Annotated in this window: 21 protein-coding genes; 17 read left to right on the top strand and 4 right to left on the bottom strand. The window is 42.9% G+C overall.

Annotated features, from left to right (window positions below):
* Positions 1-56 precede the first annotated feature (56 nt).
* The 6 genes from mnmL to L4C38_RS13800 all read left to right on the top strand — a co-directional run bounded on the left by mnmL (position 57) and on the right by L4C38_RS13800 (position 6,493).
* Positions 57-986, top strand: a complete 930-nt coding sequence (gene mnmL / locus L4C38_RS13825) for a tRNA modification radical SAM protein MnmL/YtqA (RefSeq protein ID WP_428798144.1) — start codon at positions 57-59, stop codon at positions 984-986.
* Between the two features lie 69 nt (positions 987-1,055).
* Positions 1,056-2,807 carry a sensor domain-containing diguanylate cyclase gene (locus L4C38_RS13820; protein WP_428798143.1) on the top strand — a complete coding sequence of 584 codons (1,752 nt, stop codon included), beginning with the start codon at positions 1,056-1,058 and terminating at the stop codon, positions 2,805-2,807.
* 139 nt (positions 2,808-2,946) lie between these two features.
* The gene (arcB, locus tag L4C38_RS13815) at positions 2,947-5,295 is read left to right on the top strand and encodes an aerobic respiration two-component sensor histidine kinase ArcB (protein ID WP_428798142.1); all 2,349 of its coding nucleotides are present in this window, start codon (positions 2,947-2,949) and stop codon (positions 5,293-5,295) included.
* 4 nt (positions 5,296-5,299) lie between these two features.
* Complete coding sequence (locus L4C38_RS13810; protein ID WP_428798141.1) at positions 5,300-5,746, top strand: hypothetical protein; 447 nt, start codon at positions 5,300-5,302, stop codon at positions 5,744-5,746.
* A 260-nt stretch (positions 5,747-6,006) separates the two neighbouring features.
* Complete coding sequence (locus L4C38_RS13805; RefSeq protein WP_428798140.1) at positions 6,007-6,129, top strand: hypothetical protein; 123 nt, start codon at positions 6,007-6,009, stop codon at positions 6,127-6,129.
* Positions 6,130-6,241: 112 nt separating this feature from the next.
* On the top strand, positions 6,242-6,493 hold the full coding sequence (locus L4C38_RS13800; protein ID WP_428798139.1) for a DUF1127 domain-containing protein: 252 nt from the start codon (positions 6,242-6,244) through the stop codon (positions 6,491-6,493).
* Between the two features lie 37 nt (positions 6,494-6,530).
* Here L4C38_RS13800 and L4C38_RS13795 read toward each other — a convergent pair whose 3' ends face one another.
* Positions 6,531-7,565, bottom strand: coding sequence for an NADP(H)-dependent aldo-keto reductase (locus L4C38_RS13795; protein WP_428798138.1), 1,035 nt, complete (start codon positions 7,563-7,565; stop codon positions 6,531-6,533).
* 199 nt (positions 7,566-7,764) lie between these two features.
* Here L4C38_RS13795 and L4C38_RS13790 point away from each other — a divergent pair, with 199 nt between their 5' ends.
* Positions 7,765-8,076: a DUF6482 family protein gene (locus L4C38_RS13790; protein ID WP_428798137.1), complete on the top strand. Its 312-nt coding sequence runs from the start codon at positions 7,765-7,767 to the stop codon at positions 8,074-8,076.
* On the opposite strand, the gene mutH is transcribed toward L4C38_RS13790, so the two are convergent.
* Positions 8,073-8,738, bottom strand: a complete 666-nt coding sequence (gene mutH, locus L4C38_RS13785; protein ID WP_428798136.1) for a DNA mismatch repair endonuclease MutH — start codon at positions 8,736-8,738, stop codon at positions 8,073-8,075. The genes L4C38_RS13790 and mutH overlap by 4 nt on opposite strands.
* Before the next feature lie 617 nt (positions 8,739-9,355).
* On the opposite strand from mutH, the gene rppH reads away from it, so the two are divergent.
* The 5 genes from rppH to L4C38_RS13760 are packed head-to-tail and all read left to right on the top strand — an operon-like array spanning position 9,356 to position 14,650.
* Positions 9,356-9,874, top strand: coding sequence for an RNA pyrophosphohydrolase (rppH, locus tag L4C38_RS13780; RefSeq protein ID WP_428798135.1), 519 nt, complete (start codon positions 9,356-9,358; stop codon positions 9,872-9,874).
* A gap of 2 nt (positions 9,875-9,876) precedes the next feature.
* Positions 9,877-12,123, top strand: a complete 2,247-nt coding sequence (gene ptsP, locus L4C38_RS13775; protein ID WP_428798134.1) for a phosphoenolpyruvate--protein phosphotransferase — start codon at positions 9,877-9,879, stop codon at positions 12,121-12,123.
* Positions 12,124-12,155: 32 nt separating this feature from the next.
* The gene (locus L4C38_RS13770; protein ID WP_428798227.1) at positions 12,156-12,923 is read left to right on the top strand and encodes a sulfite exporter TauE/SafE family protein; all 768 of its coding nucleotides are present in this window, start codon (positions 12,156-12,158) and stop codon (positions 12,921-12,923) included.
* Between the two features lie 41 nt (positions 12,924-12,964).
* Entirely contained in the window at positions 12,965-13,789 is an 825-nt protein-coding gene (gene lgt, locus L4C38_RS13765) for a prolipoprotein diacylglyceryl transferase (RefSeq protein WP_428798133.1), read from the top strand.
* Positions 13,790-13,798: 9 nt separating this feature from the next.
* On the top strand, positions 13,799-14,650 hold the full coding sequence (locus L4C38_RS13760; protein ID WP_428798132.1) for a thymidylate synthase: 852 nt from the start codon (positions 13,799-13,801) through the stop codon (positions 14,648-14,650).
* 103 nt (positions 14,651-14,753) lie between these two features.
* On the opposite strand, the gene L4C38_RS13755 is transcribed toward L4C38_RS13760, so the two are convergent.
* The gene (locus L4C38_RS13755) at positions 14,754-15,899 is read right to left on the bottom strand and encodes a Na/Pi symporter (RefSeq protein WP_428798226.1); all 1,146 of its coding nucleotides are present in this window, start codon (positions 15,897-15,899) and stop codon (positions 14,754-14,756) included.
* A 418-nt stretch (positions 15,900-16,317) separates the two neighbouring features.
* Between L4C38_RS13755 and nhaR the strand changes: the two genes are divergently transcribed.
* Both nhaR and L4C38_RS13745 read left to right on the top strand, forming a co-directional pair.
* Positions 16,318-17,208 (top strand): transcriptional activator NhaR, encoded by an 891-nt coding sequence (gene nhaR / locus L4C38_RS13750; protein ID WP_428798131.1) that lies wholly within the window; start codon positions 16,318-16,320, stop codon positions 17,206-17,208.
* Between the two features lie 122 nt (positions 17,209-17,330).
* Complete coding sequence (locus L4C38_RS13745; RefSeq protein ID WP_428798130.1) at positions 17,331-17,627, top strand: ArsR/SmtB family transcription factor; 297 nt, start codon at positions 17,331-17,333, stop codon at positions 17,625-17,627.
* 61 nt (positions 17,628-17,688) lie between these two features.
* Here L4C38_RS13745 and rpsT read toward each other — a convergent pair whose 3' ends face one another.
* Complete coding sequence (gene rpsT / locus L4C38_RS13740; RefSeq protein WP_120031875.1) at positions 17,689-17,949, bottom strand: 30S ribosomal protein S20; 261 nt, start codon at positions 17,947-17,949, stop codon at positions 17,689-17,691.
* 260 nt (positions 17,950-18,209) lie between these two features.
* Between rpsT and murJ the strand changes: the two genes are divergently transcribed.
* From murJ to ileS, 3 genes are all read left to right on the top strand, one after another.
* Positions 18,210-19,772 (top strand): murein biosynthesis integral membrane protein MurJ, encoded by a 1,563-nt coding sequence (murJ, locus tag L4C38_RS13735; RefSeq protein WP_428798129.1) that lies wholly within the window; start codon positions 18,210-18,212, stop codon positions 19,770-19,772.
* A 71-nt stretch (positions 19,773-19,843) separates the two neighbouring features.
* Entirely contained in the window at positions 19,844-20,779 is a 936-nt protein-coding gene (gene ribF / locus L4C38_RS13730; protein ID WP_428798128.1) for a bifunctional riboflavin kinase/FAD synthetase, read from the top strand.
* Positions 20,780-20,843: 64 nt separating this feature from the next.
* Positions 20,844-23,687 carry an isoleucine--tRNA ligase gene (gene ileS, locus L4C38_RS13725; RefSeq protein ID WP_428798127.1) on the top strand — a complete coding sequence of 948 codons (2,844 nt, stop codon included), beginning with the start codon at positions 20,844-20,846 and terminating at the stop codon, positions 23,685-23,687.
* Positions 23,688-23,781: the final 94 nt, after the last annotated feature.

The raw sequence follows: 23,781 nt of genomic DNA, 5'->3' as shown, positions 1-23,781 counted from the left end.
TTTGTGTAATTTTATTACACAAATCTTAATGATTTACATTCTCATTGTGGTTAAAGATGCAATTACATGAACTGGTCAATACTATTGGTCAAGATTTACATCGTCGTTATGGAGAGAAGGTACATAAGTTAACCTTGCATGGAGGATTTAGCTGCCCAAATCGCGATGGTACGATTGGTCGTGGTGGCTGCACTTTCTGCAATGTAGCTTCATTTGTTGACGAAGACACTCAAATTAAAAGTATTCAGGCGCAACTGAGCGACCGTGCTGGAGAAATTAAGCGCGCTAAAAAGTATTTAGCCTACTTTCAAGCTTATACTAGTACCTATGCCGAAGTGCAGGTTCTTAAGAACATGTATGAAGAGGCATTGAAAGCCGCTGATATTGTTGGTTTATGCGTAGGTACTCGTCCCGATTGTGTACCTGATGCGGTATTAGATCTTCTTTCTAGTTATGCTGCGCAAGGTTATGAAATATGGCTTGAGCTTGGTCTGCAAACTGCCAACAATGATACGCTTAAACGAATCAACCGTGGTCATGATTTTGAGTGTTATGCTGAAATCACCAAACGAGCACGTGAAATGGGTATTAAAGTATGTACTCATCTTATTGTTGGCTTACCTCGCGAAACCCGTGAAGATAACATTCGCACTATGCAGCAAGTTCTTGCGGTAGGCACTGACGGTATTAAGTTGCATGGTCTACATATAGTGGAAGGTAGCACTATGGCGAAAGCATGGCGTGCGGGAAAACTTGAAGCGCCTAAATTAGAAGAATATGTGAGTATTGCTAGTGAGTTGATTCGCATGACTCCGCCAGATGTGATTTATCATCGAGTTTCTTCAGCTGCACGACGCCCGACATTACTCTCACCGCTATGGTGTGAGAATCGCTGGTTAGCTATGACTGACATAGGTCGAGCATTAAATCGCGATGGTGCTCAAGGTTCATTGACCGATAAAACGTTTCATTACACTAAGCCATGATTTGTTAAGATATATTTTATAAAAACTGCTATCTTTTAGCGCACATAAAGCCAGAGATAATAAGCCTGTATGATTGATAAGTCGGAAAGTTGGATATTTGAATCTGTCCATCTTCATGGATTCGAACTGCTCATTGCTGTTGTTCTTCTAGTAGTAATGAGTCAGTTATACCTTCGCTTTCATCGACAGATCAAAAGACTTATTGAAGACGCACCGCTACCTATGATGTTGGTGGAGAGCAAGTCGGGCAATTTATTAATATCCAATTCGGTTGCTACGCGTATATTGGGCGTGCGCCGAGTTGGGCGCTATTACCTACTTCCAGCTACACTCAAACAATCTTTTATCCTTGATCTAATGGATTATTTTTCCACTAATAACTCTGCTGTTTATCGATTTGATTGGCCACTTTCAGTCAATAAAACGATACAAGTTGAAGTATCAGGACGCCCAACCAAATACCGTGGTAAACCTTGCTGGTTTTTCTATGTGACTCCTTATCAGCCAAGTGTTGATGAAGTGATGGAGCAAGTCCATTCCTTGTCGGTGATTAAGAGTGCGTTTGAAAACTTATCTGAACTGATTTTTGTCAAAGGTCAAAATGGTGAAAAGCTCTTTACTAATCGAGCATTTGATCGTTTTTGGGGGGATCGTGTTGATGAAGGGATGAATGAAATTACTGGCGTGATAAAAGGTCGAGCCTCTCACCGTCATTGGACGGTTGATTTGTTGGGGCGAAGTTGTTTACTTGAAACACATCAACGTTTATTGATGTCACCACAAGGCGAGCCTCTAGGAATGTTGGGGATAAGCCACGACGTAACAGATTGGCATGATATTCAACGTAACCTCCGTGACGAAATGGACAAACGACGGGATACCGAAGTCGCATTGGCTCAACGAGACACGATTCTTCAAAATATTCTAGAAGCAAGCCCAGACTCAATTGGTATCTTTAACGAAAATATGGTTTACCAAGCGTGTAATGGACCTTTCGTTAAAACGCTCGGGATCTCTGACGTAAATGATCTTATTGGTCATAGATTACAAGATGTCATTCCTAGTGATGCTCACCAACGTTTCGTTGAAAGCGACACTCGAGTGTTGAATGAAAACGAATCTCTACGTTATGTTGATCAGGTTATTCATAGCAATGGTGAAACCACTTGGTACGACGTTGTTAAATCTCCATTTCGTGATCCTGCATCGGGTACTAACGCTGTTTTGGTCATGGCAAGAGATGTTTCTGAAAGATATCTCGCGGCACAAAAACTTGAAGAAGCGAACCAAGAACTGGAACGATTAAGCTTTATCGATGGATTAACTCAAATCTCTAATCGTCGTCGTTTTGATGAACAGTTGGATCTATTGTGGCATATACATAACCGAGAACAGCAACCTCTGGCTATTATGCTGTGCGATATAGATTACTTTAAAGGTTTTAATGATCTATATGGGCATCAAAAAGGTGATGAAGCTCTGATTAGTGTCGCTCAAGCATTTAAAAGTGTGATTACTCGTTCAAGTGATTGCGTTGCTCGTTATGGTGGTGAGGAGTTTGCGTTTTTATTGCCAAATACCACGGTTCAGGGCGCAGAAGTTTTGGCACAACGCATTCATGCTGAAGTGATCAGAATGGCGATTCCGCATAAAGGGTCCGAGACCAGTGCCCATATCACGGTTAGTATTGGTGTGGCATCCTTGATACCCAAACCAGAACACAGTGCAGAAACTTTGGTTGCACTAGCGGATAGCGCGTTGTATCAAGCAAAAGCAAATGGTCGTAATCAAACCAGCATACATCACACATCCGGTAATTAAGCTTATTGCGTGTGGGGATTTCTTAGCTGTGCTTTGTTAAAGAAGGTAATATATCTCGATAAGTCGTCACTTATTATTCTAAATTTAGCAGCTTAAAATCGTGGCGATGGCTGCTGCCTTTTCTCGCTTGGAGCGCTCAATGAAACCCATCAAGAACCTTGCTCAATACTATGTCGACTTGCTCGTCAAACTTGGTATTTTGCGTTTCTCTATACTTCTGGCTCTGGCACTGATCTCTGTCGCTGTCGTTGTGCAAGTCGGCATTACTTTGTTTCTTAGTGGGCATGTTGACGATATTGATATTGTTCGTTCAGTTTTCTTTGGCTTAGTTATCACCCCTTGGGCTGTGTACTTTCTCTCGGTCGTTGTCGACCAATTGGAAGAATCTCGCCAAAGACTCTCAAAACTTGTATCCAAACTCAAAGTAATGCGCTCACGTGATCAAGAACTCAATCAGCAATTGCAATCAAATATAGAAAAACTTAATAAAGAGATTGAAGATCGAGTAAAAGCGGAAGAAGCGCGAGAAGAAGCGATGAAAGATCTCGAAAATGAGGTTTATCAACGTGAACGTACTCAAATGGAGTTAGCTGAGCGCACCGCACTATTGCGTTCTTTTATTGATGCATCCCCTGATCTGATCTATTACCGAAACGCTGAAGGTCTCTTCTCTGGCTGCAACCGTGCGATGGAGGAGCTGACTGGGAAAAATGAATCTCAGCTGGTCGGTTTGACTCCGTGGGAGGTTTATAGCAAAGAAGTGGCTCAACAAATTGTAGAGACCGATGAAGAGGTCTTCGCTGACAATCAAGCCATCACCTATGAGCAGTGGCTTGAATACCCAGATGGAAGAAAGATTTATTTTGAACTACGCAAAGTTCCTTTCTATAGCAAAGAAGGTCGCCATCTAGGTTTGGTTGGCTTTGGTCGTGATATTACAGAACGTAAACGCCATGAAGAGTCATTAGAGAAAGCTAGCCGAGACAAAACCACATTTATTTCCACTATTAGTCACGAGCTTAGAACACCACTTAATGGCATTGTTGGTTTGAGTCGCATGCTGCTTGATACTCCAATGACCGATGAACAGCGCAAACACATGCAAACAATTAATGTCAGCGCCATTACGTTGGGCAATATATTTAATGACATTATTGATATGGATAAATTCAATCGCCGTAAGTTGGAGCTTTATCCTGCTCCGCTTAACTTTGAAGAGTTTGTTGTTGAGATTGAGAGTATTGCAGCCTTGATGGCTGAGCAGAAAGGGCTGAGATTTGACCTAGAGCGTTTGAATGATTTGCCAACGGCGATCAGTGCTGACGCAACTCGTTTACGCCAAGTTTTGTGGAATTTGATCAGTAACGCCATGAAATTCACCAAAGAAGGTGGGGTGATATTGTCGGTTAGTTCATCGATCGAAGACGGGCTTGCTCATATTACTCTAGAAGTGGAAGATTCTGGTGTTGGTATTCCAGAGTCTGAATTAGACAAGATTTTTGCGATGTATTACCAAGTGAAATCGGAGAAAGATAACCTTCATGCGGTTGGTACTGGTATCGGTTTAGCGGTTTCTAAGCAGTTAATTGAAATGATGCATGGTGATATCACAGTAAGCAGTGAAGAAGGTTTTGGTAGCAACTTTACTGTGACCATTTGTGTTCCAGTAGCGCAAGCCGCCGAGATTTCCAAAGTCGAAGTGCTGCCATCCAAACGTCAACTCAATATATTCATGGTGGAAGATATCGAATTGAATATCACCGTGGCTCGCTCTTTACTAGAGAGCATGGGGCATGAAGTGACCGTGGCGATGACGGGGCAAGAAGCCATCGATATGTTTGATCCAGAATTATATGATTTGGTTTTCCTTGATATTCAGCTACCCGATATGACAGGTTTCGATGTGGCAATTTATTATCGAGAGCATTATCCACAGCTACCGCCTCTGGTGGCGTTAACGGCGAATATCATCAAGAACAAGCAAGAATATTATGAGCAAGGTATGGATGAAGCTATCAGCAAACCTTTATCTGTGCTGGCTGTCCAAGAAATCATCGCTTTGTTTAGTAGTTGCGAGCCTTTAGAGCCATTGCCACATTTGCCAGAACCTGCGGCACCAGTAGTGGATAGTGAAGAGGTTTATCACAGCGTATTAGATCTGACCATGTTGGAGTCTTATGTTGGTATTGTTGGCGCTAAGCCAGTGCTAGAAAGTATCACCATGTTCGAAGAGATGATGCCTGATTATATCGAACTGCTTGATTCCAATATGATTGCTAAAGATCAAGAAGGCATAGTGTCAGAAGCACATAAGATCAAAGGTGCGGCGGGGTCGATTGGCCTAAAGCATATTCAAATGGTCGCTCAGAAAGCACAATCTCCAGATCAACCAGCTTGGTGGGAGAATATCGATGATTGGGTTGATGAAATTAAGCGTGAGTATCAAAGTGATATTCAAATACTAAAAGAGTGGCTAGCACAGAGGTAATAATATGAAAAGAATCGCATTTGTCTCACTGGCTCTGGCGTTGTTAGCAGGATGTGCTTCTCCGCAAGTTGCTTGGGAGCAAGACGAGAAAATCGTCATTGATAATGCTCAAGTGCAATTAAGCAGTAACCTTTGGTTGAATAAAATGCCAACGATTGGGGAGTTGCAAGAGCAGAATCTACACGGGGCACTCTATTTAGAATCATCACAACCATTACCTGCGGATTTAGCAGTGAGCAGTGTTTTGCTTCGTCAAGGCGATGAGGTTTGGTTGATTGAAGGCAGTGATTTGGAAATACGAACTCACAACGAAAACCAATGGGAAATCGTGTTTGCGTGGCAGTTTGAATTAGACTCCTCTAAGGCGGTTGATGTTGCTTTGCAATTAAGCCTCCGAGATAAAATTAAGTGGATGGTTGAAAATCAGGTGTTAATCGACACTGTGTATTAGTCCTATCCGTATGATATCTAAGCCAGCTTAACCAAGCTGATTTTTTATTGCTGAAAACAAATCTAACGAGGGAGATATATTTCCAAGAGGAATATCTTATAAAATTAGCAATAAACGGGTTAATTTTAGGTTAATAGTTTGTTTTTATTTTTTCGGTTAATTAGTGGTTGAATAATAATCTCTATTGCTTAGTATTTAGCCATGAGCTCAAGCTCATACCCCACTCAAAATTGGATTAAATATTTGCTAGGAGGCGCACTATGAAACAGTTCACTGTCATTCAAACCACGTGTACCTCTGTCGATCCCATGGCTATTTGGAGCTTTGCTCCTTGTTTTGCCAACCATATGACCGATCGAAATTCTAAACACGCAACTATTTAATCCGTAACCATTTATTAATTGGCTGCGGAAAAAGGCAGCTGATTAAGTATCGAATTGATTCCTTTAATTTGTTGACCTTTTTCCCCAGCATCACTATGTACTGGAGAAACTAATGAGTCATTCAATTTACCTAAAGCTCGCCACTGTCTTAGTCAAAGCCGATCTACGCCGTGAAGAGCGAGCTTGGTTACGTAAGGTTCGTCGTAGTGCGCACGAAATTCCGTGGCAAAATGAGCATCTACTACGTGATATTGGTCTAGATAAAGATGGACGTCCGCTGGCAAGCAGTATTGCACCTGAAGTGAAAGCCGAACGTCGTATTCGTCATCTACGCCGGATTTTAACGTTGCGAATAACAACGTAAATTAAGGGAGGGAAGTGATTCTTCTCTCCCTTACCACCTAAGGACAAGGGTTGGAGTAAGTGGTCCCAATCTCTTGGAGATCTTTTAGTAATTCATCACTTAACTCGATAGAGATACTATCAATATTCGCCTTTAGCTGTTCCATCGTTGTTGCGCCAATAATGTTCGCTGCGACGAATGGACGCTGATTGACAAAGGCAAGCGCCATTTGAGCTGGATCGAGCCCATGCTTATGCGCTAAGTCAACATAAGCTTGAGTTGCAGCTATACCTTGCGGTGTAAAGTAACGAACAAAACGCTCAAACAACGAACACCGTGCGCCTAGCGGTCTTTGACCGTGCAGATATTTTCCGCTCAAACAGCCAAATGCTAACGGTGAATACGCGAGCAATTTAATTCCTTCAAAGTGACTTATTTCTGATAGACCGACTTCAAAGCTTCGGTTGAGCAGGTTGTATGGGTTTTGGATGGAAATAATCTTTGGTAAGTTATGTTTTTCTGCCAACTTCAGTAATGTCATCACGCCCCAAGGTGTTTCATTTGATACTCCGATGTCACGAACTTTACCTGCTTTGATGAGTTCAGCCATTGCTTCAAGGGTTTCGACGAGTGTTACTTCTTGCTGAGAATCTGGATAAGGGTAGTTGAGTTGACCGAAGGTGTTGGTTTCACGTTGCGGCCAATGAATTTGATAGAGGTCGATGTAATCGGTTTTTAGCCTAGTTAGACTATCATCGACCGCTTGATGGATATTACGTCGGTCGAGTTTCATGTTGTCGCGAATATAGGGGACGTTCCTCGGCCCTGCAACTTTAGTCGCTAAGATGACTTTCTCTCGTTTACCAGATTTTTCTAACCAGTTTCCAATATGGTTTTCCGTCGCACCCTGAGTTTTGGCGTTCGGTGGAACTGGGTACATTTCTGCGGTATCAATAAAGTTGACACCTCTTTCGATAGCGTAATCAAGTTGATTGAAGGCATCGACTTGGGAATTCTGTTCACCGAAAGTCATGGTTCCCAAACAGATTTTACTGACTTCTAAATTGGAATGCGGGAGTTTGTGATATTTCATGGCGCTTCCTTGTTGTATGAAACAGTCTGGTCAGACTATCTCCTGGTTGCCTTTATAGCCAATATAAAAGAGCTTTTGTGTATTAGAGAAGTGACTTGGTCGCAAATGTCCGTATTTTGTACTTATAATTATTACTAAGCGTACAGGTGAATTCTGATTAGGCATGTAAGTCGTGCGCTTGAATTTTTGGGGAGGGGGTATGCATAGGAAGCAATTGGATAAATGGATACATGGTTTTCACAAGAAGAGTTATCAACCACCGAAGGTATTTGTGATCAGCTGTTCTGACTTATCTCAGTACTTATTAGCAGTGGAGTATAAGCACAAACTAGAACCGATTTGTGTTGATGGGCATCCAGTTCATTTTGCATCACTGGATCAAGTCAAAGAAGAGCTGCATAAGCTTGATGTTGAACGCGCTTATTTACGCTTACACAATAGCTATGACGAATTTGGTTCTGAGAGTGTGTCTATGTACCATGATATAGAGTTGATGCTCACGGCCCACTAAGCAAAAGTATTGGCGAGGATACGAGCGGTAAATTGGGTTCTCAAGTAAAAACCGCGTGGTAGTGTTTTTATCGGTTTTCCGCTGGCACCGTACGCTTCCGTTAGGGCGTGACTATTGGCCGCTTTCGGACGAAGCTGCAACACTTCACCGTGTCGTGCGGTGATTTTGTCTATTTGTCCAAGTACAATCAACTCCATTAGCTCTTCCCAGTCGGCTTGCAGTTGGTTTTCTTCTTCTTTACTGGGTGACCAAATTAATGGTGAACCTACTCGGCGCTCGGCGAGAGGGATCTCTCTTTCTCCTTCGACAGGGATCCAAAGTACCCGCGATAGTTTGTTACGTACATGGCTTCGTTGCCACGTTAAGCCTTGTACGCCCATTAAAGGGGCGACACAAACGAATGTGCTTTCAAGAGGCTTGCTATTGTACCCAATTGGAATAGTTTTTAGTTCAATACCTAGATCCTCGAAATCTTGCTGCGGCTTACTTCCCGCGATTGCACCTAAATGCCATTCGAGCAATTGACCTACCCAGCCTTTATCTCGGCGTAAGTTTTCAGGTATTTTGATGCTAGCCTCTTCAGCGAGTTCTTGAAAAGTGAGTCCTGCAATTTCTTTCGCTCGCTCCAGCAATTCTTGTTCTGATTTTGGTTCAGATTTCATCTATTACACTTCTTGATGTCGTTGGCGTTATTCTAACGTTATTTCCCAAAAGATCGACCTGAGCAAAGATCGTACTAAATGATGAAAAGATCTTCATTAAGAGGTTATCCACAGATATTGGTGGAAAAATAACGTATTCTCAGTATCTGTACGAATTAACAGGGGTTTTAGTGGTTTTTTTTGCTTGAGTTTTCAAGGATTAGCTTTTTGTTTCTTTTGAAATGTGGATAAAGTGAGCGGTGATTGATCTTTGAGCAGTTTGAGTCAAGGTTGCTGAGCTTATTTTTTATTAAATGAATATTACGAATTTTCCCCAGTTAACTTGCTGTATTGTATGGGTTATAAGGCTTGGTTGTTACGTGTTTTTTGTTGCGCAAATAGAGTGTTTTGAACAAACGATCGCTTGTTCGGAGTTTCTTCACATACTTATGCACAGAAAAGGTGAATAAATGTGGAGTAGGTCTCACCTTAATGTGAATAACGACATTTTTGATGATAACTTATCCAGAACAGTAAGATTCGGCGATAATTTCTGTGTTAGTCACACTAGTAAGTTTGCTCCGCTTGGGGATATGTGGAAAAATTAGCGCAAATAAAGATTATATAGAGGTTGGCCAGTGATAGATGGCGATGGTTACCGCTTAAATGTGGGTATTGTAATCTGTAACAACCATGGTCAGGTCTTCTGGGCTAAACGATACGGACAGCATTCATGGCAATTTCCTCAAGGAGGAATTGATGATGGTGAAACACCAGAACAAGCTATGTATAGAGAGTTGTATGAAGAGGTAGGTCTTACTAAGAAAGACGTGAAAATCATAGCAACTAGTCGACATTGGTTGAGATATAAATTACCCAAACGATTGGTTCGCTGGGATTCCAAACCTGTTTGTATCGGTCAAAAACAGAAATGGTTTTTACTACGTATGGATTGTGATGAGTCAAATATCAACATGCAACGTGGTCATGCCCCTGAGTTTGATGGTTGGCGTTGGGTGAGTTATTGGTATCCAGTGCGTCAAGTGGTCTCTTTCAAACGCGATGTTTATCGCAGAGCAATGAAAGAGTTCGCATCCATGGCTATGCCATTTAAAGAACGTCGTGCTAAAGGCAAACGTAAATCGCGAAGAGGGTAGAGATGCTTTCTCAACTAAGGAATATAGTTGAACAAGTTTCAAGAGTAGAAAACGTCCATGCGGCGTTACAACTTTTGGTTAAAGAAACGTGTCTCGCTATGCACACGGAGTGCTGTACGATTTACCTTGCCAATGAAGAGATGCAACGCCTTGAGTTGATGGCAACTCAAGGCTTGCGCTTTAAAGGCAATAAAATACATATGAATTATGGCGAAGGTTTGGTGGGTTTAGTTAAGCGTAGTGCTGAACCACTTAATCTCGCTGAAGCTTCCAAGCATCCAGAGTTCAAATACTTCTCTCAATTAGGAGAAGAGGTTTATCAAAGCTTTTTAGGCACCCCGATTATTCATCGTAAGCAGGTCCTTGGTGTGCTGGTGGTCCAGCAGAAAGAACCACGTCTGTTTAGTGAAATGGAAGAGTCATTTCTCGTCACCCTTGCAGCACAGCTTGCTGTGATTATTGCTCATGCACAAACACAAGGGCAGTGGCGGTTAGAAAAAACTCAACAAGCGATTCGTGGAATCCCAGCGTCATCAGGCGTCGCTATTGGACAATTTTGGTGGGATAACAGCCAACCACTACTTTCTGATGTCAGTCCTGCCTCTGCGCTGGATGTTGAACGCGAACAAGAGTGGCTATTGTTGGCGATTGAAGCTGCGTTGACGGATTTCCGTCGTATGCGTAAAAAGCTTGATAGTGAAATCAATAAAGACACACTCGCTATTTTCGATTTGTTTACCCATCTACTCAATGACCCGATGCTGCGCAAAGATCTTAAAGCACAAATTCAAAAAGGGGATCGAGCGGATTGGGCGGTTCGTCAGGTCGTTGAAACCTATTCAAATCGATTTGCACGCATGTCAGATACCTATTTAAGGGAGCGAGCACAAGATGTTCGTGAGTTAGGGCAGCGTCTACTCTATTTTCTACACAATGCCGAACAAGAGCAGCAAAGTTTCGATCAGCCGATAATTTTGGTTGTACGCGAATTAACGGCGTCGTTATTAGCCTCCATTCCTAAAGATCAGTTATTAGCTGTTATATCGCTGGAAGGTGCTGCAAATTCCCATGCCGCTATTCTTGCGCGCGCGTTGGGTATTCCTGCGGTGATGGGGGTGAGTTTAAATCTCAGCACCATCAATGGTAAGCAAGGGATTGTCGATGGCTACAGCGGCAAAATACTGATTTCGCCTAGCCGCCAGCTACTGAAGGAATATCGTGCACTTGCGAACGAAGAGCGCGAGTTGGCCAACATGGTCAACCAACGCATCGAAGAGCCTGCGTATACGAGTGATGGTGAACGTATTGAAGTTCTGCTCAATGCTGGATTAAGTGCCGATGCCAATATTGCCGTTAATCAGGGTGTGGATGGTGTTGGCTTGTATCGAACAGAAATCAGTTTTTTATTGCAGCATCGTTTTCCGTCAGAAGAAGAGCAGACTCATCAGTATAAATCTGTATTGACGACTTACCCAGATAAACGGGTAGTGATGCGTTCACTTGATATTGGTGGAGATAAAGCTCTGCCATATTTACCTATAGAGGAAGACAACCCATTCTTAGGTTGGCGTGGAATTCGCTTTACTCTTGATCATCCGGATATTTTCCTAATGCAGATTCGCGCGATGATGAAAGCCAGCGCAGAGACTAAGAATCTAAGTATTTTATTACCGATGATTTCGGGGGCGCAAGAATTAGATGATGCATTGACTTTGATTGAGCAAGCGTACTCTGAGGTGGTGGCTATAAACCCAGAGATCGAACGCCCAGAAGTAGGGATTATGCTCGAAGTGCCATCTATGCTCTACCTGCTTCCGTTGTTGGCTGAGAAGATCGATTTTGTCTCTGTTGGTACTAATGATTTGACCCAATATTTGCTGGCGGTAGATCGTAACAATTCAAGAGTGTCGAACGTTTATGAGAGCATGCATCCTGCTGTGATCATGGCTTTGAACCATATTCACCAAACTTGTCAGCAACTTAAGTTACCAGTGTGTATCTGTGGTGAGTTAGCAGGCGATCCCATCGGCTCATTGCTGTTAGTTGGGCTTGGATATCGCAGCTTGAGTATGAATACTTCTAACGTAGCCAAAGTGAAATATCTACTTAGGCACACCAGCGCCGATGAATTAAAATTGCTTGCCAACCAAGCGTTAGTACAGCCATACGGCAATAACATTTATACAATGATGCAGGACTTCTTTGAGTTAAAAGGTTTTTCCGGCTTTATTCGTGCGGGTAAAAAGTAAGGAAAATCGTGAATATTGAACTTCTATGTTTGATGCTTTTACTTGGCTCGTTTGTTGGGATTATGGCTGGATTATTAGGCATTGGCGGTGGGCTTATTGTCGTACCGGCTTTGTTATACCTGTTACCACAAGCCGGTATTGACCCCGATATATGCATGCACATCGCATTGGCTACATCACTCTCAACCATTATTGTCACTTCCGGATCTTCAGCCTTAAACCACCTTAAGCTTGGTAATGTTGATATGTTTGTCATTAAGTGGTTAATGCCCGGAGTAGTGGTTGGTGGGTTTGTTGGGGCTAATATTGCCGAATGGATCCCAACGCATTACCTACCGAAAGTCTTTGGCGTCATTGTACTTTTTCTTGCATTACAGATGTTACTTTCTATCAGGAGCACTATAGAACGCCGTATGCCTTCTAGCAGTAAAACCATAGGTTATGGCGCTGGTATCGGTATGATTTCAAGCTTAGCGGGGATTGGCGGTGGCTCTTTGTCAGTTCCATTTCTTAATCGCCATGGCGTTGAGATGCGAAAAGCGGTAGGCTCTTCATCTGTGTGTGGTTGCGTTATTGCTATCTCTGGGATGCTAGGCTTTATTCTTCATGGTTACAGTGCAGAGAATTTACCAGCGTATAGTGTGGGCTATGTTTATCTTCCCGCGCTTGCTGCTATAGCGTCGACTTCAATGCTTACCACGCGTATTGGCGCAAAAATGGCAACATCGTTGCCTACTGCTGCGTTGAAAAAGATATTCGCACTATTTTTGATGTTTGTTGCGGGAACTATGTTGCTGTAGCGAAATCTCATATAAATCTTCATTAAAAGAGTAGTCTTCTTATGTTCCAGGGATACTTTGAATTTCCTAATATCGATCCTGTCTTAGTTTCCATCGGTCCACTATCCATTCGTTGGTATGGTTTGATGTATTTAATAGGTTTTGCTTTTGCTTTATGGCTGGCAAATCGACGAGCAGATAAACCGGGTAGCGGTTGGACACGAGATCAGGTATCCGATCTGCTCTTTGCTGGCTTCTTAGGTGTCGTTATTGGTGGTCGTGTTGGTTACGTGCTGTTTTATAACTTTGACCTTTTCCTTCAAGATCCATTGTACCTATTTAAAGTTTGGACCGGCGGTATGTCATTCCACGGTGGCTTACTTGGTGTAATTTCCGCCATGTTCTGGTACGCGAGAAAAAACAGTCGAACCTTCTTTGGTGTTGCTGATTTTATCGCGCCACTCGTTCCATTTGGTTTAGGGATGGGGCGCTTAGGCAATTTTATGAACAGTGAATTATGGGGACGGGTGACGGATGTACCTTGGGCTATTATCTTTCCGAACGGGGGACCGTTACCACGCCACCCTTCGCAGTTATATGAGATGGCTCTTGAGGGGATCGTATTGTTCTTCATCTTGAATTGGTTTATTAAAAAGCCACGCCCTCTTGGCTCGGTGTCAGGGTTATTCCTCGCTGGATATGGTACATTCCGTTTCTTAATCGAGTATGTGCGCGAGCCAGATGCACATTTAGGTCTATTTGGTGGCTTTATCTCAATGGGTCAAATCCTATCATTACCAATGGTTATTCTTGGTGTTTTGATGATGGTATGGGCTTATAAACGCGGTCATTACAAAGACGAATTACCCCAACAGAAAGCGAAGTAAGGAATTGGTGTGAAACAGTATTTAGATCTCTGTCAGCGAATCGTTGACCATGGTGAATGGGTTGAAAATGAGCGTACGGGTAAGCGCTGCCTTACCGTAATCAATGCCGATTTAACTTACGATGTGTCTAACAACCAATTCCCTCTTGTTACGACTCGTAAGAGCTTTTGGAAGTCGGCAGTTGCCGAGCTTCTAGGTTACATACGCGGTTATGATAATGCTGAAGATTTTCGCAAACTAGGTACCAAAACTTGGGATGCGAATGCAAACCTCAATCAAGCGTGGCTAGATAATCCTCATCGTAAGGGTGAAGATGACATGGGGCGAGTTTACGGCGTACAAGGTCGTGCATGGGCAAAGCCAGACGGCGGACAAGTTGATCAACTGCGTAAAATTGTTGATGAATTAACTCGTGGTGTGGATGATCGCGGTGAAATTCTTAATTTCTATAACCCGGGTGAATTCCACATGGGCTGTTTGCGTCCTTGCATGTATAGTCACCACTTCTCACTACTGGGTGATACCTTGTACTTAAACAGCACTCAGCGCTCTTGTGACGTTCCATTAGGCTTGAACTTCAACATGGTACAGGTTTATGCCTTTCTTGCGATTATGGCGCAGATTACAGGCAAGAAAGCCGGTGTTGCGTACCACAAGATAGTGAATGCGCATATCTATGAAGACCAATTGGAATTAATGCGCGATGTTCAGCTTAAGCGTGAGCCTCTTGCGCCAGCAACATTCCACATTAATCCTGAGATCAAAACACTCGAAGATCTAGAAACCTGGGTAACATTGGATGATTTTTGGGTTGAAGGTTATGAGTCTCACGATCCAATTAAGTTTCCATTTTCAGTGTAGCTAAAGAAATGAATTGAAAGGCTGACTATGTGTCAGCCTTTTTTATGCGTATAAAAAAGCCCCTGACATTGTCAGGGGCTCAGTAAGTGGTGCTTTTTAGGGATTATACAGTCAAAGCTAAGATTGCGCCTGGAAGAACAATAAACACCGCTAGTAAGTAGGCTGCTACTACTGTTTTGTTCTTAATTGCCATTTCAGCCAGTGTTTCTGCGCATTTCACGGGAATCTCACGTAAGAATGGGATTCCAAAGATGAATACAGTAGCCATTAGGTTGAAAACTAGGTGTACCAGAGCAATTTGTAGTGCAAATACAGCGAACTCACCAGATACGGCTGTTGCCGCCAGTAATGCTGTAATACAGGTACCAATATTTGCACCTAGAGTGAACGGGTAAACATCACGTACTTTAAGAACGCCAGTACCAACGAGCGGAACCATTAGGCTAGTCGTCGTTGAAGATGATTGAACCAGTACAGTAACGATTGAGCCAGATACAATGCCGTGGATAGGACCGCGACCGATTGCATTCTTAAGAAGCTCACGAGCACGACCAACCATTAACGCTTTCATCAGCTTGCCCATGACAGTGATCGCTACGAAAATAGTCGCGATACCTAATGTAATCAGTAGTACTCCGCCAATCGTATCGCCAAAGGTACTTAGTGGACCTTGAATGGCGCTGATTACGGGCTTAGTGACTGGCTTAACGAAATCGAAGCCACCCATGCTCATATCACCAGTAGCCAGTAGAGGAGAGACTAACCAATGAGAAATTTTGTCTAAAATACCGAACATCATCTCAAGTGGTAGAAAGATGATTACCGCTAGTAGATTAAAGAAATCGTGAATAGTGGCACTTGCAAAAGCGCGCTTAAATTCTTCTTTGCAACGTACATGACCCAAAGAAACTAGGGTGTTGGTTACAGTTGTACCAATGTTAGCACCCATAACCATAGGGATTGCGGTTTCAACTGGTAAGCCACCAGCGACGAGACCGACGATAATCGATGTAACTGTACTCGAGGATTGGATAAGCGCCGTTGCCACCAAGCCGATCATCAGACCTGCTACTGGGTGTGATGCAAATTCAAACAGTACTCTGGCTTGATCGCCAACTGCCCATTTGAAACCACTGCCTACCATCGCTACTGCAAGAAGCAGTAAGTACAACATGAATGCCAAGTTAGCCCAGCGTAACCAGCGAGCTGTGCTCGAGATTGGTGCTGCTGCTGTAGTAGCTTGGTTCATCATAATTTTCTCCGTTGGACCGTTAACTCTTGGATTTGGTCGGGTCTGTATTTTCAATCTGAAGGCGATAGTAGAGAGGAAATATTTCAGTAATATTACAATTTGATGTAACAACATTTTTTTTTCTTTTCGTAAGGAGTTGTGTCACTGTTTATTGCTTTTGCTTCTATTTAACTTGTTGATTTTGAAGTAAATTAATCACCTTTGTTGACGGTGTTATTTAATCAATAAAATGTCAAAAAGGTCAGGGTTGAGTCAAAGATATTTATCAAATGCGACAGTGTTCTGTCATAAATTACAATTAAAATTCGGTAATTTTCATTATAAATACTGCTATTATTCGGTTTTGTCGAAGTATTGTTGTCACTTAAAGCTTCTGCTATAAACTAAAGTATTCAACGTAAGAAGAAATTACCCAATGTCTCATCTAAATTACAATCACTTGTACTACTTCTGGATGGTCTGCAAGCAAGGCTCTGTAACAAAAGCGGCAGATGCACTGTTTCTAACACCGCAAACAGTCACTGGACAGATCAAGGCATTAGAAGATCGGTTAGATGGTAAGTTAACTAAACGCAATGGTCGAAGTGTGGAACCGACTGAGCTCGGTCAGCTGGTCTTCAAATATTCCGATCGGATGTTTGGTCTTAGTTATGAATTGCTCGATATCGTGAACTACAGTCAGCATTCTAATATTTTGTTTGATGTTGGTGTTGCCGATGCTTTGTCAAAGCGATTGGTGAGTAAAATTCTAATGACCACAGTTCCAAGTGATAACAGTATTCATCTACGCTGCTTTGAATCGACCCACGAAATGCTGTTGGAACAATTGTCTCAACATAAGCTCGATATGATCCTGTCTGATTGCCCGGTAGATTCAAGCCAAAGCCCAGGATTATTTAGTAAGAAACTGGGTGAGAGCAGTATGAGTTTTTTTTGCTCAGGTAGTGTAGAGAAGATTAACTTTCCTGCTGTGTTAGAACAACGCAAGCTGATCATTCCTGGTAGCCGCACGGCTATGGGGCGAAAAGTACTTGAATGGTTTGATCGTCAAGGTATTCAGGCTGATATTTTAGGTGAGTTTGATGATGTTGCATTAATGAAGGCGTTTGCTCTTTACCATGATGATGTAATTTTTCTGGCCCCAACGATATACATGAAAGAGGTGGGAGATGATCAATCACTACAGCTTTTAGGTCATATAGATGAACTGAAAGAAGAGTACTACGTCATATTTGCTGAGAGAATGATCCAGCATCCGGCGGTAAAAAATGTATGTGATGCTGATTTTACTAAACTATTTAACTAAGATCTTTTACACTTCAAATCAAATCGATTAGCATTTAAAAAAAACAAAATGTATAAATTTTAAGCTAATTATAACCTCAAAACCTCTAGTGAGATGTTTTGCTGTTCCTAGGAGGCGTACTGATGAATGCGCATGAGATGGAAAAAAACGCTGCTCAAGCTGTGGTGTTATTAAAGGCAATGGCCAACGAAAGGCGTTTACAGCTCTTATGCTTACTGCACAATCAAGAGCTCTCTGTAGGGGAGTTATGTAATAAGCTAGAATTGAGCCAATCGGCATTGTCACAGCATTTAGCTTGGTTGCGTCGAGATGGTTTGGTTAATACACGTAAAGAAGCACAGACAGTTTATTATACGCTGAGCAGCGAAGAGGTGAGAGCGTTAATCGACCTTTTACATAATTTGTATTGTCATGAATAAAATTTGGATATAAAAAAACCGGCCTAGGCCGGTTTTTCTTTCACTGGAAATCAGAGTTCTATTAAAGAGCTTTGATTGCAGCAGCGAAACGAGACTTGTGACGAGCAGTTTTGTTCTTATGAACAAGACCTTTAGTCGCCATGCGGTCTAGGATTGGTGTAACTGCAGCAAATGCAGCAGTTGCAGCTTCTTTGTCGCCTGCTTCGATAGCAGCAACAGTTTTCTTCATGTAAGTGCGCATCATAGAACGACGGCTAGCGTTGTGCTGGCGACGTTTCTCAGCTTGGATAGCGCGCTTCTTAGCAGATTTACTATTTGCCAAGGGTCTAACTCCCAAAAACTTTAGTTCGGTGACAATTTAAGGGCAGGGAATATCCCTTATTTGCGCCGAAATGTCAAATGATTTGTGCAAAAACCAATCGGAGCCAAAACAAACTTTGGATTCAACGGGTCATCACGGTTAAGATGGCGGGGATTCTATCAGTATTCTTTTTTCAATGCTAATACTTATCTGCCTTGAATCCGACTTTCGTTCGTCAATTTGGTCGGATTAGTCAAGTATTGCATATTTTTGAGGTATTTGTGAGTAAACGTCTGCTCAAGTCTGGCATGATCGTCAGCGCGATGACTTTAATCTCCCGTGTGCTTGGTTTAGTGCGCGATGTAGTTGTTGCAAATTTAATGGGAGCAGGTGCTAGCGCCGATGTGTTCTTCTTTGCGAATAAGATCCCTAACTTCTTACGTCGCCTTTTTGCTGAAGGCGCATTCTCTCAAGCTTTTGTCCCGGTTCTGACCGAATACCACGCTCGTGGTGATATGGATGAAACCCGACAATTAATTGCCCGCGCTGCCGGTACATTAGGCGTAATAGTCTCTATTGTGACTCTACTAGGAGTATTAGGCTCCGGTGTTGTTACCGCTCTATTTGGCTTTGGCTGGTTTTTAGATTGGTTAAACGATGGTCCTTCTGCAGGGAAGTTTGAACTAGCGAGCTTCATGCTCAAAATTACCTTCCCCTATTTATGGTTTATTACTTTTGTTGCGCTCTCTGGAGCAATACTCAATACGCTAGGCAAATTTGCGGTTTCTTCTTTCACGCCAGTTTTTCTCAATGTGATGATAATTTTTTCTGCGTGGTATATCGCTCCGCAGTTAGCTCAACCTGAAGTGGGTTTAGCTATCGGTGTTTTACTTGGAGGATTGGTGCAGTTTTTGTTCCAAATACCGTTCCTTATAAAAGCGGGAGTGATGGTCAAACCTAAATGGGGCTGGCGCGATCCGGGAGTTGTGAAAATTCGCACGCTGATGATCCCTGCGCTATTTGGTGTATCCGTTAGTCAGATAAACTTATTACTTGATACTTTTATTGCCAGTTTCCTGCAAACGGGCTCGATCAGTTGGCTTTATTATTCTGACCGCTTATTAGAATTTCCATTAGGTTTGTTTGGTATTGCCATTGCCACGGTAATTTTACCTGCATTGTCTCGTAAGCATGTTGACGCGCAGAGTGAAGGCTTTGCCAGTACGATGGATTGGGGGGTGCGGATGGTATTGCTGTTAGGGCTACCTGCGATGTTGGGGTTAATGGTACTCGCCAAGCCAATGCTAATGGTGCTGTTTATGCGTGGTGAATTTTCGCCTCATGATGTTCAGCAAGCGTCGTTATCCTTATTTGCTTATGCTTCTGGGTTGCTCAATTTCATGCTGATCAAAGTGTTGGCTCCCGGTTATTATTCGCGTCAGGATACCAAGACTCCTGTAAAGTACGGCATTATCGCAATGGTGACCAATATGGTTTTCAATGCCATTTTCGCATTTTTCTATGGTTATGTTGGCTTGGCAATGGCAACAGCACTCTCCGCATTGGTTAACATGTCTCTATTATATAGAGGTCTTCATATACAAGGTGTGTATAGAATTAGTAGGAAAACGCTATTGTTTGCAGTTCGACTAGTTATCGCTGGTGGTGCGATGGTTGCGGCGATAGTGTGGCAGCTCGAAGATATGAGTGTTTGGCTGGCATGGGATTTTTCGGAGCGCGTGATGTGGTTAGCCACACTAATTGGTTTGGGCGCGGGTGTTTATCTGCTCAGTTTATTAGCATTAGGCATGCGCTTAAAAGATTTAAAAGCAGCGACAGAGTAGCACGGATTGGTATATAATCCGTCGGTTTCACGCAGTGTAAATATAGAAGACAGGGCATTAAGCAGCTTCCAATGGAATTGATTCGAGGTATTCACAATATTCAGCCACAACATCAAGGTTGTGTGCTAACCATAGGAAACTTCGATGGTGTTCATCTTGGTCACCAAGCGGTTCTTGAGCAGGTGTCACAAAAGGCTAACACGCTGAATTTGCCTTCGATGGTGATGACCTTTGAACCTCAACCATTGGAATTGTTTGCAAAAGACAAAGCTCCGGCGCGCTTGACTCGTCTACGAGATAAGTTTGTTCAGTTGAGCAAGCTCAGCCTCGATCGTTTGCTTTGTGTCAGTTTTAATGCGTATTTTGCCAGTTTAACGGCAGAGGAGTTTATTACTGACTTGTTGGTCAAGCGATTGGGTGTTAAGTTTCTTGTTGTTGGTGATGATTTCTGTTTTGGTCATGGTCGCAAAGGCAATTTTGCGATGTTGCAGCAAGCAGGCAAAGAACATGGCTTTGAAGTTGTCAGTACGCAAAGCTTTTGCTTACAGCAACAGCGAGTCAGCAGTACTGCGATCCGCAATGCCCTCGCTAAAGATGATTTACCTGCAGTGGCAGAGATGCTTGGCCGTGATTACAGTATTAGTGGTCGTGTATCTCATGGTCGTAAGCTAGGAAGGACAATTGGCTTTCCTACAGCAAATATTCCCCTCAAACGTTGTGTATCACCTGTTTCAGGTGTGTTTGTCGTACAGGCTTTAGGGCTTGATGGACAGACGATTGGAGGAGTGGCGAACATTGGTCAACGACCAACAGTAAACGGTGTTCGCCAACAACTAGAAGTGCATTTATTCGACTTTCATGCAAATTTGTATGGCAAACAGCTAGAAATTGTACTTCTTCAGAAGCTTCGCGATGAACAAAAGTTTGAATCGTTTGAAGCGCTAAAACAGCAAATTGAATTGGATGCTGAGGCAGCAAGGGTGTGGCTGCGTCAGTTTAAAGATTAATCGGTTTATTCCACCGATTAACATAATGTCTAACTTTCGCCCAATATAACGGAATTAAGAATCGATGAGTGACTATAAAGATACCCTGAACTTACCTGAAACAGGGTTTCCGATGCGCGGTAACCTGGCTAATCGTGAGCCAGAAATGCTTAAGCGTTGGTACAAAGAAGATCTTTACGGTGAAATCCGTAAAGCTAAAAAAGGCAAAAAATCATTTATTTTGCATGATGGTCCTCCATATGCGAACGGTGATATTCACATTGGCCATGCGCTAAACAAGATTCTTAAAGACATTATTATTAAATCCAAAACACTTTCAGGTTTTGATGCACCATACGTTCCGGGTTGGGACTGCCATGGTCTTCCTATCGAACTAATGGTAGAGAAGAAAGTGGGTAAACCAGGACAAAAAGTGACGGCAGCAGAATTCCGCGAGAAGTGCCGCGATTACGCAGCAGGTCAAGTTGAAGGTCAAAAAGAGAGCTTCAAACGTCTTGGTATTATGGGTGAGTGGGATAAACCTTACCGCACTATGGATTTTGCTACTGAAGCAAACATCATTCGTGCGCTAGGTAAAATCGCAGATAATGGTCACCTGCTAAAAGGTTTTAAACCTGTTCACTGGTGTACAGATTGTGGCAGCGCACTTGCAGAAGCAGAAGTTGAGTACAAAGACAAAGTTTCTCCGTCTATTGATGTTCGCTTTAAAGCAGCAGACGAAGCTGCGCTACTGTCTAAGTTTGCACTAAACGAAGGTCATGAAGGTCACGGTGACGTCTCTATCGTTATCTGGACAACAACACCATGGACTCTTCCTGCTAACCGCGCAGTGTGTCTACGTGATGATCTTGAGTACGTATTAATCCAAGTAGAAGCTTCTGCTGCAAACGAACAGCGCACTGAGCGCATTATCGTTGCATCGGAACTGGCGAAAGAAGTAATGGACCGTGCCGGTATTGAGCACTTCCATAATCTTGGTTTTGCTAAAGGTGCGGATCTTGAATTAGTTCAATTCCAACATCCATTCTACGACTTCACTGTACCTGCGGTTCTTGGCGACCACGTTACGACAGATTCAGGTACGGGCGTAGTTCATACTGCACCTGGTCATGGTCAAGAAGATTTCGTGGTTGGTAAAAAATACGACTTAGAAGTTGCTAACCCAGTAGGTTCAAATGGTGTTTACCTGCCAGATACAGAACTATTTGCTGGTCAACACGTGTTTAAAGCGAATGATGCAGTTGTTGAGACGCTAAAAGAAAAAGGCGCATTACTACATCATCACGCATACGAGCACAGCTACCCACATTGCTGGCGTCATAAGACTCCAATCATTTTCCGTGCAACACCACAATGGTTCATCTCAATGGATCAAGCGGGTTTACGTGCTAAAGCGCTAGAGTCAATTAAAGGTGTTCAGTGGTTACCTGAATGGGGTCAAAGCCGCATCGAAGGTATGATTGAAGGTCGTCCTGAGTGGTGTATCTCTCGTCAACGTACTTGGGGCGTGCCAATTGCTCTATTTGTACACAAAGAGACTGCTGAGCTTCACCCTAATTCACTAGAGCTAATTGAAAAAGTTGCTCAACTGGTTGAGCAAAAAGGCATTCAAGCTTGGTGGGATGTAGAAAACGCAGAACTTCTAGGTGACGACGCCGAGCAATACGAAAAAGTGTTAGATACACTAGACGTATGGTTTGACTCAGGTGTTACTCATTATTCGGTTGTTGATGCTCGTGAAGAGTTTAATGGCCACAGTGCTGATCTATACCTAGAAGGTTCAGATCAACACCGTGGTTGGTTCCAATCGTCGCTAATTTCATCTATTGCGATGAAAGACGAAGCACCATACAAGCAGGTGTTAACGCATGGTTTCGTTGTTGATGGTCACGGTCGTAAGATGTCTAAATCTGTGGGCAACGTTGTCGCTCCAAAAGACGTCACTAACAAGTTAGGTGCTGATATTCTTCGTTTATGGGTTGCTTCAACTGACTACACTGGTGAAGTGGCAGTTTCAGATGAGATCCTAAAACGTTCAGCAGATGCATACCGTCGTATTCGTAACACGGCGCGTTTCTTCCTAGCAAACCTAAATGGCTTTAACCCAGTAACTGATATTGTTGAAGCTGAAGATATGGTTGCATTGGATCGTTGGGCTGTAGGTCGCGCATTAGCAGCACAACAAGAAATTATTAAAGCATACGATGAATACAACACGCATGCAGTAATGCAGCGTCTAATGCACTTTTGTTCTGTAGAGATGGGTTCATTCTACTTAGACGTAATTAAAGACCGTCAATACACGGCTAAATTGGGCGGTCATGCTCAACGCAGTTGTCAAACGGCTCTTTTCTACATTGTCGAAGCATTGGTTCGTTGGATGGCACCGATCATGTCGTTCACCGCTGATGAGATCTGGAATGAAATGCCTGGCGAGCGTGAGAAGTTTGTCTTCACTGGCGAATGGTTCGATGGTTTATTCGGTCTAAAACAAGATGAAACGCTTAACAACGAATTCTGGACAGAAATCCAGCAAGTTCGTGGTAGTGTAAACAAGCTACTTGAAACAGCACGTGCTGACAAAGTTATCGGTGGTTCGCTGCAAGCGGAAGTAACCTTGTTTGTAGATGATGCTTTGGCTGCAAAAGTTAACCTGCTTGAAGATGAGTTACGTTTTGTATTGCTAACTTCAGAAGCTGTCGTTAAACCTCTGAGCGAAAAGTCAGACGCCGCTAAAGCAACCGACATTGAAGGTCTATTTGTTGAAGTTAAAGCGACTGAAGCTGAGAAGTGTGAGCGCTGTTGGCACCACACGCCAGATGTAGGCACAATTGACGCTCATGGCAAAGTTTGTGGTCGTTGTGTGACCAACGTAGAAGGTGAAGGCGAAGCGCGTAAGTTTGCCTAATTACTCTTCATTCTGGGGCTATAGCATCACGCTATGGTTCCAATTATTTTGAGTAGTCCAATTCGGATTGGAACCTTTTCCAAATCTAATGGCC

This window comes from Vibrio kasasachensis, from assembly GCF_050337565.1.
Taxonomy (GTDB): domain Bacteria; phylum Pseudomonadota; class Gammaproteobacteria; order Enterobacterales; family Vibrionaceae; genus Vibrio; species Vibrio kasasachensis.
Note: the sequence above shows the minus strand (reverse complement) of the source record. Positions and strands in the feature narration are given on the sequence as shown.

What these genes read in the sequence shown, in the direction of transcription:
- L4C38_RS13795 (WP_428798138.1), bottom strand. Translation starts at nt 7,565, where the DNA reads ATGAAATATCACAAACTCCCGCATTCCAATTTAGAAGTCAGTAAAATC.
- L4C38_RS13745 (WP_428798130.1), top strand. Translation starts at nt 17,331, where the DNA reads ATGAATGCGCATGAGATGGAAAAAAACGCTGCTCAAGCTGTGGTGTTA.
- arcB (WP_428798142.1), top strand. Translation starts at nt 2,947, where the DNA reads ATGAAACCCATCAAGAACCTTGCTCAATACTATGTCGACTTGCTCGTC.
- L4C38_RS13770 (WP_428798227.1), top strand. Translation starts at nt 12,156, where the DNA reads ATGCTTTTACTTGGCTCGTTTGTTGGGATTATGGCTGGATTATTAGGC.
- mnmL (WP_428798144.1), top strand. Translation starts at nt 57, where the DNA reads ATGCAATTACATGAACTGGTCAATACTATTGGTCAAGATTTACATCGT.
- L4C38_RS13755 (WP_428798226.1), bottom strand. Translation starts at nt 15,899, where the DNA reads ATGAACCAAGCTACTACAGCAGCAGCACCAATCTCGAGCACAGCTCGC.
- mutH (WP_428798136.1), bottom strand. Translation starts at nt 8,738, where the DNA reads ATGAAATCTGAACCAAAATCAGAACAAGAATTGCTGGAGCGAGCGAAA.
- nhaR (WP_428798131.1), top strand. Translation starts at nt 16,318, where the DNA reads ATGTCTCATCTAAATTACAATCACTTGTACTACTTCTGGATGGTCTGC.
- L4C38_RS13800 (WP_428798139.1), top strand. Translation starts at nt 6,242, where the DNA reads ATGAGTCATTCAATTTACCTAAAGCTCGCCACTGTCTTAGTCAAAGCC.
- ribF (WP_428798128.1), top strand. Translation starts at nt 19,844, where the DNA reads ATGGAATTGATTCGAGGTATTCACAATATTCAGCCACAACATCAAGGT.
- lgt (WP_428798133.1), top strand. Translation starts at nt 12,965, where the DNA reads ATGTTCCAGGGATACTTTGAATTTCCTAATATCGATCCTGTCTTAGTT.
- ileS (WP_428798127.1), top strand. Translation starts at nt 20,844, where the DNA reads ATGAGTGACTATAAAGATACCCTGAACTTACCTGAAACAGGGTTTCCG.
- ptsP (WP_428798134.1), top strand. Translation starts at nt 9,877, where the DNA reads ATGCTTTCTCAACTAAGGAATATAGTTGAACAAGTTTCAAGAGTAGAA.
- L4C38_RS13790 (WP_428798137.1), top strand. Translation starts at nt 7,765, where the DNA reads ATGCATAGGAAGCAATTGGATAAATGGATACATGGTTTTCACAAGAAG.
- L4C38_RS13820 (WP_428798143.1), top strand. Translation starts at nt 1,056, where the DNA reads ATGATTGATAAGTCGGAAAGTTGGATATTTGAATCTGTCCATCTTCAT.
- L4C38_RS13805 (WP_428798140.1), top strand. Translation starts at nt 6,007, where the DNA reads ATGAAACAGTTCACTGTCATTCAAACCACGTGTACCTCTGTCGATCCC.
- L4C38_RS13810 (WP_428798141.1), top strand. Translation starts at nt 5,300, where the DNA reads ATGAAAAGAATCGCATTTGTCTCACTGGCTCTGGCGTTGTTAGCAGGA.